The 13,355-nt window shown below is 59.2% G+C and carries 13 protein-coding genes; 10 read left to right on the top strand and 3 right to left on the bottom strand.

The features are described from left to right. Positions 1-44 precede the first annotated feature (44 nt). Positions 45-998, top strand: coding sequence for a hypothetical protein (locus JFT86_RS28735; protein ID WP_201234363.1), 954 nt, complete (start codon positions 45-47; stop codon positions 996-998). Positions 999-1,132: 134 nt separating this feature from the next. Here JFT86_RS28735 and uraH read toward each other — a convergent pair whose 3' ends face one another. Further along, entirely contained in the window at positions 1,133-1,486 is a 354-nt protein-coding gene (gene uraH / locus JFT86_RS28730) for a hydroxyisourate hydrolase (RefSeq protein WP_008031462.1), read from the bottom strand. Between the two features lie 430 nt (positions 1,487-1,916). Here uraH and puuE point away from each other — a divergent pair, with 430 nt between their 5' ends. The 8 genes from puuE to JFT86_RS28690 all read left to right on the top strand — a co-directional run bounded on the left by puuE (position 1,917) and on the right by JFT86_RS28690 (position 10,093). Next, positions 1,917-2,843, top strand: a complete 927-nt coding sequence (gene puuE / locus JFT86_RS28725; protein ID WP_102359073.1) for an allantoinase PuuE — start codon at positions 1,917-1,919, stop codon at positions 2,841-2,843. Then, positions 2,840-3,355: a 2-oxo-4-hydroxy-4-carboxy-5-ureidoimidazoline decarboxylase gene (gene uraD, locus JFT86_RS28720; protein WP_095114340.1), complete on the top strand. Its 516-nt coding sequence runs from the start codon at positions 2,840-2,842 to the stop codon at positions 3,353-3,355. The genes puuE and uraD overlap by 4 nt, the downstream gene beginning before the upstream one ends. A gap of 87 nt (positions 3,356-3,442) precedes the next feature. Beyond that, positions 3,443-4,438, top strand: coding sequence for an allantoicase (gene alc / locus JFT86_RS28715; protein ID WP_095191513.1), 996 nt, complete (start codon positions 3,443-3,445; stop codon positions 4,436-4,438). Between the two features lie 147 nt (positions 4,439-4,585). Further along, a complete protein-coding gene (locus tag JFT86_RS28710; protein WP_007960648.1) occupies positions 4,586-5,089 on the top strand; it encodes an ureidoglycolate lyase in 504 nt (167 codons plus the stop codon). 51 nt (positions 5,090-5,140) lie between these two features. Then, positions 5,141-6,457, top strand: a complete 1,317-nt coding sequence (locus JFT86_RS28705) for a urate hydroxylase PuuD (protein WP_201239376.1) — start codon at positions 5,141-5,143, stop codon at positions 6,455-6,457. Positions 6,458-6,627: 170 nt separating this feature from the next. Next, entirely contained in the window at positions 6,628-7,986 is a 1,359-nt protein-coding gene (locus JFT86_RS28700) for a nucleobase:cation symporter-2 family protein (protein WP_201239375.1), read from the top strand. Positions 7,987-8,148: 162 nt separating this feature from the next. Beyond that, the gene (locus JFT86_RS28695; RefSeq protein WP_201239374.1) at positions 8,149-8,934 is read left to right on the top strand and encodes an outer membrane protein OmpK; all 786 of its coding nucleotides are present in this window, start codon (positions 8,149-8,151) and stop codon (positions 8,932-8,934) included. A 373-nt stretch (positions 8,935-9,307) separates the two neighbouring features. Continuing rightward, complete coding sequence (locus JFT86_RS28690; RefSeq protein ID WP_201239373.1) at positions 9,308-10,093, top strand: outer membrane protein OmpK; 786 nt, start codon at positions 9,308-9,310, stop codon at positions 10,091-10,093. Between the two features lie 138 nt (positions 10,094-10,231). Here JFT86_RS28690 and JFT86_RS28685 read toward each other — a convergent pair whose 3' ends face one another. Both JFT86_RS28685 and JFT86_RS28680 read right to left on the bottom strand, forming a co-directional pair. Then, positions 10,232-11,404, bottom strand: coding sequence for a patatin-like phospholipase family protein (locus JFT86_RS28685; RefSeq protein WP_201239372.1), 1,173 nt, complete (start codon positions 11,402-11,404; stop codon positions 10,232-10,234). A 35-nt stretch (positions 11,405-11,439) separates the two neighbouring features. Continuing rightward, positions 11,440-12,372, bottom strand: coding sequence for a lipid A biosynthesis lauroyl acyltransferase (locus JFT86_RS28680; protein ID WP_201239371.1), 933 nt, complete (start codon positions 12,370-12,372; stop codon positions 11,440-11,442). Positions 12,373-12,489: 117 nt separating this feature from the next. Here JFT86_RS28680 and minC point away from each other — a divergent pair, with 117 nt between their 5' ends. Beyond that, positions 12,490-13,227, top strand: a complete 738-nt coding sequence (minC, locus tag JFT86_RS28675; RefSeq protein ID WP_201239370.1) for a septum site-determining protein MinC — start codon at positions 12,490-12,492, stop codon at positions 13,225-13,227. Positions 13,228-13,355: the final 128 nt, after the last annotated feature.

Genomic DNA, 13,355 nt, shown 5'->3' with positions numbered 1-13,355 from the left:
GCAGTGCGTCACCCGGAACCATCACGACTATCGAGATAAACAGAATGGCCAAAACACCAAAAAAACTACCAGGCACCGTTTCACCTGACTCTTCTACGCCAACTGCGCGACCTGTGACTGATGCGCTTGACGGCACTCACAGAATTGCCGGAAACACTGAGTCCGGCACCGCTGCAGATCAGCCCTTTGCACGTGTTCGCGAAAGTGCAGACGAAAACAATCCGGTCTCGGCGGTTTCCGTCAGCAATATGCCCGCAACGGCGTGGCCAACGCCGGATGCCGCTCGCCGATCGATTACCTGGCCGGCGGATCAAGTGCATCTGTTGCGCCCGCTGACGACCGACAGCGATCTGTTCATCAGTCCGGATGGCAGGACGTATGCGTATATCGAAAACGAGGGCCACTTTCTGGTTGAACGCCAACAGGATGGTCGTTATCAGGTGCCCTTCGACTTCACACCAGACTTGCCCGGACCTTTTTTGCATAAGGTCAGCGGCCAGTCATCGTGGCGTTTCGAACTGCCGGCCTGGCTTGCGGCGGACTCGCCAGCCAGCCCGACTCCTGCGGCCATTACCGCGCGCGCATCCGCGAAAACGCCCAGCGTTCTCGCGCCTCATCTCGCCGCACGACTCTCAGACGCGGCGGCGTCAGCGCAGGGCATCCGCTATGACAAGCACCGTAAAACGTATGTCGACACCGCAGAAGGCACCGTCATGGTCGGCATAAACGCCGACGGTGAATATCAGCAGACCTTTGCCAGCGAACTGAAACCTTCCGGCGAACGGGTGGAACAGATTCCCGGATCAAATCGCTGGCGCCGAAAAGTAGCGAACGCCACAAACGCTGCCGAGCCTACGCCGACAAATAATCGACGACCGGCCGAGCAATCGCAGGCAGACGAGTCAGGCCCGAGCAAGCGCCCGCATCTCACGGCACAAGACGAGACGGCATGGCCCCATCAGCCGGATAACTTCAACGGCGATCGCCAGCCGACATAACCCTGACAAAAGACTGATACCGCGCCGCCTCGGACCACATTCCACAGACGAAAAAAAGCCCGCAGTGTGAGCGGGCGAAAGACCAAAGAAGCTATATGCGCAGTCGCTTCCCGGTGGGGGCAGCTGCTTGGGGGTCAGCTGCCCCGGTACGTGGAATAGCTGTAAGGCGAGATCAGCAATGGCACGTGGTAGTGATCCTGTTCGGCAGAGATGCCGAAACGCAGCACGACCACGTCCAGAAACGCCGGTTCCGGCAGTTGCACGCCACGGGCGCGGTAGTAATCGCCAGCGTGGAACTGAACCTGATAAACCCCGGTACGGTAGTCGTCGCCCTGCAGCAGCGGCGCATCGACCCGGCCATCGCTGTTGGTTATCGCACTGGCGACCAATTCCAGTTGCGAACCTTCAACGCGGTACAGTTCGACCTTGATCGAACTGCCCGGGCAACCGTGTGCAGCGTCCAAAACGTGTGTAGTCAAACGTCCCATTGATTCTGCGCGCCTGGCCGCAAAGAGCAGTCAGACCTCGCGCCTCCCGAAGTCAGATAAAAAGGAGACCGCACCCTTTCGAAGCACGAAAAGTTGCGGCGAGCGACTGATTAAGACACTTTTCAAAAAAATTGTACACAATAAAAACGACATTTTTCACATCACCCCCGCCATCCGGGACTTTCCCCGCGTTCTGCCAGCAAAGCGCCTGATCATTGAACCTCCTATCCATTAGCTGACGGGTCAGGCAGGTTTCTTGCAGGCTCACGCCATTAACAGCAAAAGATGACAGTCGGTGAAAATTGCGAAAATTCAGGCTTACAAATTGAGAATAAAGTTGTATACAATCAGCCCATCGCTGTGACGCCAGCCTGCACACTCACCGCCGGGCCGTTACACCAACTGTCAACGAATAAGAAGGAAGACTGCAGTGAGCGCTGACTACCCACGCGACCTGATCGGTTACGGCAGTAACCCTCCTCACCCCCACTGGCCGGGCAATGCCCGCATCGCCCTGTCCTTCGTACTCAATTACGAAGAAGGCGGCGAGCGCAACATTTTGCACGGTGACAAAGAATCCGAAGCCTTCCTGTCCGAGATGGTTGCCGCCCAGCCGCTGCAAGGCGCGCGCAACATGAGCATGGAATCGCTTTACGAGTATGGCAGCCGTGCCGGCGTCTGGCGGATTCTGAAACTGTTCAAGGAATTCGACATTCCACTGACCATCTTCGCTGTCGCCATGGCCGCCCAGCGCCATCCGGATGTGATCCGCGCGATGGTCGAAGCCGGCCACGAGATCTGCAGCCACGGCTACCGCTGGATCGACTATCAGTACATGGACGAAGCGCAGGAACGCGAGCATATGCTCGAAGCGATCCGCATCCTCACCGAACTCACCGGTGAGCGTCCGCTGGGCTGGTACACCGGTCGCACCGGTCCGAATACCCGTCGTCTGGTGATGGAAGAAGGTGGTTTCCTCTACGACTGCGACACCTACGACGACGACTTGCCCTACTGGGAACCGAACAACCCGACCGGCAAGCCGCATCTGGTGATCCCGTACACCCTCGACACCAACGACATGCGCTTCACCCAAGTGCAGGGTTTCAACAAGGGTGACGATTTCTTCGAATACCTCAAAGACGCATTCGACGTGCTCTACGCCGAAGGTGCCGAAGCGCCGAAAATGCTCTCGATCGGTCTGCATTGCCGCCTGATCGGCCGTCCGGGTCGCCTCGCCTCGCTCAAGCGCTTCATCGAATACGCCAAAAGTCATGAACAGGTGTGGTTCAGCCGTCGCGTCGACATCGCGCGCCACTGGCACGAAACCCAGCCGTACCAAGGGGCCGCCAAATGAGCCGCTTTCAAACCCTGCAACCGTCGACCCTGAGCCGCGATGCCTTCGTCAAAGCCTTTGCCGACATCTACGAACATTCGCCATGGGTGGCCGAGAAGGCCTACGACCTGGGCGCCGACGCTTCGATCGACGAAATCGAAACCCTGCACCAGCGCATGAGCGACATCCTGTTGAGCGCCGATCATGCAAGCCAGCTTGCCCTGATCAACGCTCACCCGGACCTGGCCGGCAAAGCTGCCGTCCAGGGCCAGTTGACCGAAGCCAGCACCAATGAACAGGCTGGCGCCGGTATTCACCAATGCACGGCCGAAGAGTTCCAGCGCTTCACCGAGCTGAACGACGCCTACAAAGCCAAGTTCAAGTTTCCCTTCATCATGGCGGTAAAAGGCAGCAACCGGCATCAGATCCTCGCGGCGTTCGAAACGCGCATTCACAATTCGGTCGACACCGAATTCAAATGCGCGCTGGCGGAGATCAACAAGATCGCCCTGTTCCGTTTACTGACTCTTTAGCAAGCCTGGCCCGAGCATGTCAGACGCGGAGAATGCCCAGGGCCTCGCAAGCATCCCCAGCCACTTATTTAAAGGCAGACAAGAAGAATGAAAGCTTACGCCGTACCTTTCGAGAAGTTCGTCAACCTGGCCGATGCCCGTCTGGGCACCAAAATCATCTCGGTCACCGATGACTGGTTCGCAGACGCCAATCGTCTGTTTCAGCCGACCCCGGCCGTGTGGAAGGAGGGTGTGTTTGACGACAACGGCAAGTGGATGGACGGCTGGGAATCGCGCCGCAAGCGCTTCGAAGGCTTCGACAGCGCAGTGATCCGTCTGGGCGTACCGGGCTCGATCAAAGGCGTGGACATCGACACTTCATTCTTCACCGGCAACTTCCCGCCATCGGCCTCCCTGGAAGCGTGCTTCCTGGCCTCGGGCGAGCCTGATGAAAACACCCAGTGGACTGAAGTGCTGTCGGCCGTCGAGCTGCAAGGCAACAGCCATCACTACCACGAAATCAGCAACGACAAAGCGTTCAGCCACCTGCGCTTCAACATCTACCCGGACGGCGGCGTTGCCCGTCTGCGTGTGTACGGCATTCCGTTCCGCGATTGGTCGGCTGTTGGCGACAACGAGCAAGTCGATCTGGCAGCAGCCCTGAATGGGGGCCGCGCCCTCGCCTGCTCCGACGAACACTTCGGTCGCATGAGCAACATCCTCAACCCGGGCCGTGGCATCAACATGGGCGACGGCTGGGAAACTGCACGTCGTCGTACCCCGGGCAATGACTGGGTCATCGTCGCGCTGGGACACCCGGGCGAGATCGAGAAGATCGTCGTCGACACCCTGCACTTCAAAGGCAACTACCCGGACACTTGCTCGATCCAGGGCGCGTTCGTGAAAGGTGGTACTGACAGCCAGATCGAAACCCAGTCGCTGTTCTGGCGTGAACTGCTGCCAAGCCAGAAGCTGGAAATGCACGCCGAACACACCTTCGTCGAGCAGATCAAGGCGCTGGGCCCGATCACCCACATCCGTCTGAACGTGTTCCCTGACGGTGGTGTAAGTCGCCTGCGCGTTCTCGGCAAGGTCGCGAAGTAATGCCGAGCCTGTAGGAGCTGCCGCAGGCTGCGATCTTTTGATCTTAAAAACAAAGTCAAAAGATCGCAGGCTTCGCCAGCTCCTACAGGGATCGCGCAAGACGCACTGACAAGTTGTACAACACAGAATTCGGATAAGAAGAACAGCATGCGCACACTACAGATTGAACCGCTGACCAAAGAAGCCTTCGCCCCTTTCGGTGACGTGATCGAAACCGACGGCAGCGATCACTTCATGATCAACAACGGTTCGACCATGCGCTTCCACAAACTGGCGACGGTCGAAACCGCTACGCCTGAGGACAACGCGATCATCAGCATCTTCCGCGCCGACGCGCAGGACATGCCGCTGACCGTGAGCATGCTGGAACGCCATCCGCTGGGCAGCCAGGCTTTCATTCCGCTGCTCGGCAACCCCTTTCTGATCGTGGTCGCGCCACTTGGCGATGAACCTGTATCAGGCTTGGTCCGCGCCTTCGTCACCAACGGCAGGCAGGGCATCAATTACCATCGCGGCGTCTGGCACCACCCGGTGCTGACGATCGAAAAGCGGGATGACTTCCTGGTGGTTGATCGCAGTGGCACAGGCAATAACTGCGATGAGCATTTTTTCAAAGAGGATGAGCGTTTGATCCTCGCCCCCCACCAATAAGAGAAGGTCTGATCACTCGACAACAAGAGTGACAGGCGAGAGGTAAAGACTGTGGAAGCACATCTGTTGGAATGGCTGAACCTGAGCGTGCGCTGGGTTCACATGATTACTGGCGTGGCCTGGATCGGCGCGTCGTTCTACTTCGTCTGGCTGGAGAACAACCTCAACCGCGTCAACCCGAAAACCGGTCTTGCCGGTGATCTGTGGGCGATCCACGGCGGCGGTATCTATCACCTGGAAAAATACAAACTGGCCCCACCGTCAATGCCGGAGAACCTGCACTGGTTCAAATGGGAAGCCTACTTCACCTGGATGTCGGGTATCGCGCTACTGTGCGTGGTGTTCTACTCCAATCCAACGCTCTACCTGCTGGCTCCGGGCAGCACCCTGAGCGGCCCTGAAGGCGTGGCCATCGGTATCGGCTCGCTGTTCCTCGGCTGGTTCATCTACTCCTTCCTGTGCGACTCCGCTCTGGGCAAACGCCCTGCCCTGCTCGGCTTCATTCTGTTCGTGCTGATCATCGGCGCGGCGTATGGCTTCAGCAAGGTGTTCAGCGGTCGTGGTGCGTACCTGCACGTCGGCGCGATCATCGGCACCATCATGGTCGGTAACGTGTTCCGCATCATCATGCCGGCGCAACGTGCATTGGTGGCGGCGATTGCCGAGAACCGTACGCCGGACCCGGCGTTGCCGGCGAAAGGCTTGCTGCGTTCGCGTCACAACAACTACTTCACCCTGCCGGTGCTGTTCATCATGATCAGCAATCACTTCCCGAGCACGTATGGCAGCCAGTACAACTGGTTGATCCTGGCCGGGATCGCAGTGTTGGCAGTGTTGGTGCGTCATTACTTCAACACCCGTCACGACAGCCACAAGTTTGCCTGGACTCTGCCGGTGGCAGCGGTGGGCATGATCACTCTGGCGTACGTCACCGGTCCTGCACCGATGTCGACCGCTCCGGAAGTGGCCAAGGCGCCTGCAAAAATCGAGTACCAACCGCTGCCGGAAACAGCACTGGGTGGTGGCGCGAAACCGGCTGAAGCGGCGGCACCTGCAGCCCCCGCAGCAGCACCTGCCGCAGCACCGGCGCAAGCCTCTAACGCAGGTCCTGGTTTTGACAAAGTGCACAGCGTGATTCAAGAACGCTGCGCGGTTTGCCACTCGGCCAAACCGACCAGCCCGTTGTTCAGCGCTGCACCCGCGGGTGTGATGTTCGACACCCCTGAGCAGATCCGCCAGAACGCGGCGCGCATCCAGGCGCAAGCCATCACCTCGCAGATCATGCCTCTGGGCAACATCACTCAGATGACCCAGCAGGAACGTGACCTGATCGGTGCATGGATCGCCCAGGGAGCCCAGACCAACTAAGCAATAAAAGCATCGCTGGCAAGCCAGCTCCCACAGGGTTTTGCACTGCCTGTGTGGGAGCTGGCTTGCCAGCGATTAGCCGCAACGCGGTTTTACCTGATGCACAGAAACAGCTGTGAGCAACCCGGCAGCTGTTCAATCACAAGAATAAAAAAGATCCGAGGTGTTGCATGTCCGAGCTGTCCAAAGCGCGCATCCCCGACGCACCCGCCATTCAGCGATTGCCCCTTTTGCAACTGATCCTGGTCGGTTTGCAACATGTTCTGCTGATGTACGGTGGTGCCATCGCGGTGCCGCTGATCATTGGACAGGCCGCTGGCCTGAGTCGTGAAGAAATCGCCTTCCTGATCAACGCCGATCTGCTGGTCGCCGGTATCGCCACCATCGTGCAGTCCTTGGGCATCGGCCCGATGGGCATTCGCATGCCGGTGATGATGGGCGCCAGTTTTGCCGCCGTCGGCAGCATGGTCGCCATGGCCGGCATGCCCGGCATCGGCCTGCAAGGGATCTTCGGCGCCACCATCGCTGCCGGATTTTTCGGCATGATCATCGCGCCGTTCATGTCCAAGGTCGTACGCTTTTTCCCGCCGCTGGTGACCGGCACGGTCATCACCTCGATCGGTTTGTCGCTGTTCCCCGTGGCCGTAAATTGGGCTGGTGGCGGTGCCGCCGCCGCGCAATTCGGTTCACCGATTTATCTGGCCATCGCCGCACTGGTGCTGGGCACCATTCTGTTGATCCACCGCTTCATGCGCGGTTTCTGGGTGAACATTTCCGTCCTCATCGGCATGTGCTTCGGCTACCTGTTGTGCGGCGCGATCGGCATGGTCGATCTGAGCGGCATGGCCAACGCGCCATGGGTGCAGTTCGTCACCCCACTGCATTTCGGCATGCCGAAATTCGAACTCGCGCCGATCCTGTCGATGTGCCTGGTGGTGGTGATCATCTTCGTCGAGTCCACCGGGATGTTCCTCGCCTTGGGCAAGATCACCGGTCAGGAAGTCTGCCCACGCATGTTGCGTCGCGGCTTGCTGTGCGATGCCGGCGCCTCGTTCGTTGCCGGTTTCTTCAACACCTTCACCCACTCCTCTTTCGCGCAGAACATCGGCCTGGTGCAGATGACCGGCGTGCGTTGCCGCTCGGTGACCATCGTCGCCGGCGGCTTGCTGATCGTCCTCAGCCTGTTGCCGAAAGCGGCGTTCCTGGTGGCATCGATTCCACCGGCAGTATTGGGCGGTGCGGCGATTGCGATGTTCGGCATGGTCGCCGCGACCGGGATCAAGATCCTCCAGGAAGCGGACATCGGTGACCGTCGCAACCAGTTGCTGGTGGCGGTGAGCATCGGCATGGGCCTGATCCCGGTGGTGCGCCCGGAGTTCTTCGCGCATCTGCCGATGTGGATGAGCCCGATCACCCACAGCGGCATCGCCATGGCCACGCTCAGCGCGCTGACGCTGAACCTGCTGTTCAACGTCCTTGGCGGCGCAGAGCGCGCGGCCATCAACGACTGCCACGCACACCAGCATTAACGGCAACACCCAAAGCCCTGTGTAGGAGTGAGCCTGCTCGCGATTGCGTCATCAGCACCGACATCAATGTTGACTGATTCACCGCTATCGCGAGCAGGCTCACTCCTACAAGGGCAAGCAACAGCTCTGCGCCTTAAAAATAAAAACAAGAGGGAGCAACAGATGATTCGTACTCAGACAAACATGCTGTTGGGGGGTGGCCTGCTGGCCGCGAGTCAAGCCATGGCCGGCGATTTACTGCTGTGGCAGACCAACAGCCTGAGCTACCTGTACGGCAAGAATTTCGCGATCAACCCGTCGATCCAGCAGACGGTGACGTTCGAGCACGCCGACAAGTGGAAGTACGGCGACAACTTCCTGTTCGTCGACAAGATCTTCTACAACGGCCAGGAAGACCGCAACAAAGGTCCGCACACCTTCTACGGCGAATTCACCCCGCGCTTCTCGTTCGGCAAGATCTTCGACCAGAAGCTCGAATTCGGCCCGATCAAGGACGTGCTGCTGGCGATGACTTACGAGTACGGCGAAGGTGAGAGCGAGGCCTATCTGATCGGCCCCGGTTTCGATCTGAAAGTGCCGGGCTTCAACTACGTCACCCTGAACATCTTCCGCCGCCAGACCGAAGGCCCGCGCCCCGGCGACGGTGTCTGGCAGATCACCCCGGGCTGGTCCTACAGCATTCCGCTGGGCAATTCCGACCTGTTGATCGACGGTTATCTGGACTGGGTCGTCGACAACGACGAGAACTCGCGCGGCACCTACCACGCCAACCTGCACATCAATCCGCAGATCAAATACGACCTCGGCAAAGCCTTGGGCTGGAGCCAGAAGCAGCTGTATGTCGGCACCGAATACAGCTATTGGAAAAATAAATACGGCGTCGAAAGCAGCCACAACCTCGACACCAATCAGAACACCGCCAGCCTGCTGGTGAAGGTGCACTTCTAAGATGACCCGCAACCGTGCCCCATACCTGTCGTCGGTGCTCTGTTGCGGGGCACTTGAGAGCTGGCCAAGGAGTCAGTATTCTCCGCGGCCTCATGAATTCGGTCTAAAAAAAAGCCCGGATTTAATTCCTGACCGACGGGCCAACTTATCCCGGCCCCGGCCAGTACCGAGGCATCCCGAAAACACGCTCAATCGACTGTTTTTCAGCAGCCGATCGGGCGTTTTTTTGCTTTTCGAAAGCCTTGGCTCAGCTTTTGCTAACACACAGAAGCTGACCGATCGGATGACTTTTGCAGCAACGAAAAAAGGCGCCACACCAGAGCGCCGATCTTAAAAAAAATAAACGTGGAACACCTACTTTGGGAGCAACCGAATGAAACGTATGTGCACCAGCCTGATGCTCGCGGGATCGATGTTGGCCGGCGGCCAGGCTATGGCCGATGGCCTGCTGCAATGGCAGAACAACAGCCTGACCTACCTCTATGGCAAAGACTTCAAGGTCAACCCTGCGATTCAGCAGACCGTCACCTTCGAGCACGCCGACGCGTGGAAGTATGGGGACAACTTCCTGTTCGTCGACAAGATCTTCTACAACGGTGACAAGGACTTCAACAACGGCCCGAACACCTACTACGGCGAGTTCAGCCCGCGTATCTCGCTGGGCAAGGTGCTCGACCAGAAGATCGAGTTCGGCCCGATCAAAGACGTCCTGCTGGCGCTGACTTACGAGTTCGGCGAAGGTGACACCGAGTCCTACCTGATCGGCCCGGGCTTCGATCTGGCCATCCCGGGCTTCGACTACTTCCAGCTGAACTTCTACCAGCGTCACACCGAAGGCTCGCGCCCGGGTGACAACGTCTGGCAGATCACTCCAGTGTGGTCCTACACCATTCCGGTCGGCGACTCGAACGTGCTGATCGACGGCTACATGGACTGGGTCGTCGACAACGACGTCAACAACCGTGGCGAATACCACGCCAACCTGCACTTCAACCCACAGGTCAAATACGACTTGGGCAAGGCGCTGAATTTCGGCGAGAAGCAGTTGTACGTCGGTGTTGAGTACGATTACTGGAAAGACAAGTACGGGATCGACGACACCCGTGCCTTCACCACCAATCAGAACGTGACCAGCTTCCTGGTGAAGTTCCACTTCTGATGCAGGTGTAGGTGGCGTCTGCGAGGACGCCATCGCGAGCAGGCTCACTCCTACAGGGGTTCATTGTTGATGCCATTTGCGCTTACGACATAAATCCTTGTAGGAGTGAGCCTGCTCGCGAAGGCCGCGCCACAGATCTCAGGCCGGAACCACCGCTGCGGATATACCCAAAAACCGGCACAGCTCTTCACGCTTGGCCAACGCATCACGCCGCCCCAGATCGATCAACTCGCTGCAATACCCCGCCTCGAACAGCAGATAACTCAACACCCCCGCCCCACTCGTCTTGGTCGCTCCCGGCCCACGCAAGAACAAGCGCAACGCCGCCGGCAGTTCCTGACGATGCCGCGCTGCGATTTCATCAATCGGCTGACTCGGCGAAATCACCAGCACCTCTACCGGCGCCACGCCCAATTCGCGCGTCGGTGTCCCGGCGGGCGTCAAATGGCTGAACTGGTTGAGACGCTGCAACAACTCGATATCGCTCTCCAGGCTGTCGATGAACGTGCTGTTGAGCATGTGCCCGCCAATCTGCGCCAACGTCGGCTGTTGCCCCGTGTAGCTGCGTTCCAGCGGCTGCTGCGGATCAAACCCGCGCGGGTTGCCGCTGACACCGACCACCAGCACGCGACTGGCGCCAAGGTGCAGCGCAGGGCTGATCGGCGCCGATTGCCGCACCGCACCGTCGCCAAAATATTCATCGCCCAGTTTCACCGGCGCGAACAGCAGCGGAATCGCCGAACTGGCCAACAGATGCTCCACCGACAATTGCGTCGGCACACCAATGCGCCGATGCCGCAACCAGGAATCGATCTTGCCGCCGCCCTGATAGAACGTGACCGCCTGCCCCGATTCATAGCCAAACGCAGTCACCGCCACCGCGTGCAATTGCTTGCACGCGATGGATTCGGCGATGCCGGGCATGTGCAGTTTTTCATTGAGCAGATCGCGCAGCGGCGAACTGTTGAGCAGCGCCACCGGCAGGTGCCGGCCCATGCCGAGCAGGCTGTGGCTGACGAAGCGGCTGGCCTGGCGGATCACCCCCGGCCAGTCACTGCGCAACACGCGATGGCTGCGAAAGCCTTGCCAGAACAGCGTCAGGCGTTCGATGGCGGCGCGAAAATCCGTGGCGCCGCTGGCCAGGCTCACGGCGTTGATCGCCCCGGCCGAGGTGCCGACGATTACCGGAAACGGATTGTCGGCGCCCAGCGGCAACAACTCGGCAATCGCCGCCAACACCCCCACCTGATACGCCGCCCGAGCCCCGCCGCCGGAAAGAATCAAACCTGTAACCGGTTCAGCTGGGCTCATCGCAACACTCCATGGTGCTTAAAAGGATGGATCAATCAACCACGTTTGGCGTACAGCTTCGGCTCGCCCGGTGGACGGCTCTTGAAGCGGCGATGCGCCCACAGGTATTGCTCGGGGCAGGCTCGCAGAGCGCTTTCTACCCACTGATTGATGCGGATGCAATCGGCCTCTTCGCTCTCGCCGGGAAAATCTTCCAGCGGCGGGTGAATCGTCAGGCGATAACCGCTGCCGTCCGCCAGACGCTCCTGAGTGAACGGCACCACCAGCGCCTTGCCCAAACGGGCAAATTTGCTGGTCGCAGTCACGGTCGCTGCCTGAATGCCGAACAGCGGCACAAAAATACTTTGCTTGGCGCCGTAGTCCTGATCCGGTGCGTACCAGATCGCCCGGCCCGAGCGCAGCAACTTGAGCATGCCGCGCACGTCGTCGCGCTCCACCGCCAGCGAATCGAGGTTGTGCCGCTCGCGACCCTGACGCTGGATGAAGTCGAACAACGGATTTTTGTGTTCGCGGTACATGCCGTCGATGGTGTGCTGTTGACCGAGCAACGCCGCGCCGATTTCCAGCGTGGTGAAATGCGCCGCCATCAGGATCACGCCTTTGCCTTCGCGCCGGGCTTTTTGCAAATGCTCCAGGCCTTCGACGTGGGCCAGTTTGGCCAGACGCTCGCGGGACCACCACCAGCTCATGGCCATCTCGAAAAACGCGATGCCGGTGGAGGCGAAGTTTTCCTTGAGCAGGCGTTTGCGCTCGGCGGCGGATTTTTCCGGGAAGCACAATTCAAGGTTGCGCTTGGCGATGCGCCGCCGGTCGCCGGCCACGCGATACATCAACGCGCCCAAAACTCGACCGATGGTCAGCAAGGCCGGATACGGCAACTGCACGATCAGCCATAAAAGCCCCAGACCGCACCAGAGCGGCCAGAAGCGTGGAGATAGAAATGCTCTTCGAAAACGCGGGCGATCCATTAAAGCTTCCGTAAATACAGTGGCCGCGCATTCTACATCGTTCGACCCGGCTTGCGGCTCGCGGGCGTTCTCGTTATAAGTCTCGGCACTTTTAGTGACAAGCCGTTGTATGCCGACATGAGCCAAACCGAACCGTTAGACCAAGATCCCGTATTCCAGCTCAAGGGCAGCATGCTGGCCATCACTGTGCTGGAACTGGCCCGTAACGACCTCGAAAGCCTCGATCGGCAATTGGCCGCCAAAGTCGCCCAGGCGCCGAACTTCTTCAGCAACGCGCCGCTGGTTCTGGCGCTGGACAAACTGCCGCCGAGCGAAGGCGCCGTCGATCTGCCGGGCCTGATGCGCGTGTGCCGCCAACATGGCCTGCGCACCCTGGCGATTCGTGCCAGCCGCATCGAAGACATCGCCGCCGCCATCGCCATCGACATTCCGGTGTTGCCGCCGTCCGGCGCCCGTGAGCGACCGCTGGAAACCCCGGAAGCCGAAGTCAAAAAGAAACCGGAAAAACCGCCTGAACCGACCATCAAAGCGACCCGCGTAATCACCACGCCAGTACGTGGTGGCCAACAGATATATGCCCAGGGTGGCGATCTGGTGGTGGTGTCCTCGGTCAGTCCGGGGGCGGAACTTCTCGCCGATGGCAACATCCATGTATACGGCCCGATGCGCGGTCGTGCGCTGGCCGGGGTCAAGGGCGACACCAAGGCGCGGATTTTCTGTCAGCAATTGAGCGCTGAACTGATCTCCATCGCAGGCCACTACAAGGTTTCCGAGGACTTGCGTCGTGATCCGATGTGGGGCTCGGGCGTACAGATCAGCCTGTCGGGCGACGTGTTGAACATCATTCGGCTTTAACGGATACTGCCGCATTTTCCAAGCATCTCTAAAACGTAGCGAAAACGGCTCAAACGAAGTAGGAAAAAGGCCAAAAGCCAAATTCCAGCCAAGGCTGTCCGACTGCAGTAGTTTTCAAGAGATGTTTT

The organism is Pseudomonas sp. TH06, assembly GCF_016651305.1.
GTDB lineage: Bacteria > Pseudomonadota > Gammaproteobacteria > Pseudomonadales > Pseudomonadaceae > Aquipseudomonas.
Note: the sequence above shows the minus strand (reverse complement) of the source record. Positions and strands in the feature narration are given on the sequence as shown.

Excerpts from the sequence above, each read along its gene's own strand:
- alc (WP_095191513.1), top strand. The coding sequence starts at position 3,443 with ATGAAAGCTTACGCCGTACCTTTCGAGAAGTTCGTCAACCTGGCCGAT.
- JFT86_RS28710 (WP_007960648.1), top strand. The coding sequence starts at position 4,586 with ATGCGCACACTACAGATTGAACCGCTGACCAAAGAAGCCTTCGCCCCT.
- uraD (WP_095114340.1), top strand. The coding sequence starts at position 2,840 with ATGAGCCGCTTTCAAACCCTGCAACCGTCGACCCTGAGCCGCGATGCC.
- JFT86_RS28735 (WP_201234363.1), top strand. The coding sequence starts at position 45 with ATGGCCAAAACACCAAAAAAACTACCAGGCACCGTTTCACCTGACTCT.
- JFT86_RS28685 (WP_201239372.1), bottom strand. The coding sequence starts at position 11,404 with ATGAGCCCAGCTGAACCGGTTACAGGTTTGATTCTTTCCGGCGGCGGG.
- JFT86_RS28690 (WP_201239373.1), top strand. The coding sequence starts at position 9,308 with ATGAAACGTATGTGCACCAGCCTGATGCTCGCGGGATCGATGTTGGCC.
- JFT86_RS28700 (WP_201239375.1), top strand. The coding sequence starts at position 6,628 with ATGTCCGAGCTGTCCAAAGCGCGCATCCCCGACGCACCCGCCATTCAG.
- uraH (WP_008031462.1), bottom strand. The coding sequence starts at position 1,486 with ATGGGACGTTTGACTACACACGTTTTGGACGCTGCACACGGTTGCCCG.
- minC (WP_201239370.1), top strand. The coding sequence starts at position 12,490 with ATGAGCCAAACCGAACCGTTAGACCAAGATCCCGTATTCCAGCTCAAG.
- JFT86_RS28695 (WP_201239374.1), top strand. The coding sequence starts at position 8,149 with ATGATTCGTACTCAGACAAACATGCTGTTGGGGGGTGGCCTGCTGGCC.
- JFT86_RS28680 (WP_201239371.1), bottom strand. The coding sequence starts at position 12,372 with ATGGATCGCCCGCGTTTTCGAAGAGCATTTCTATCTCCACGCTTCTGG.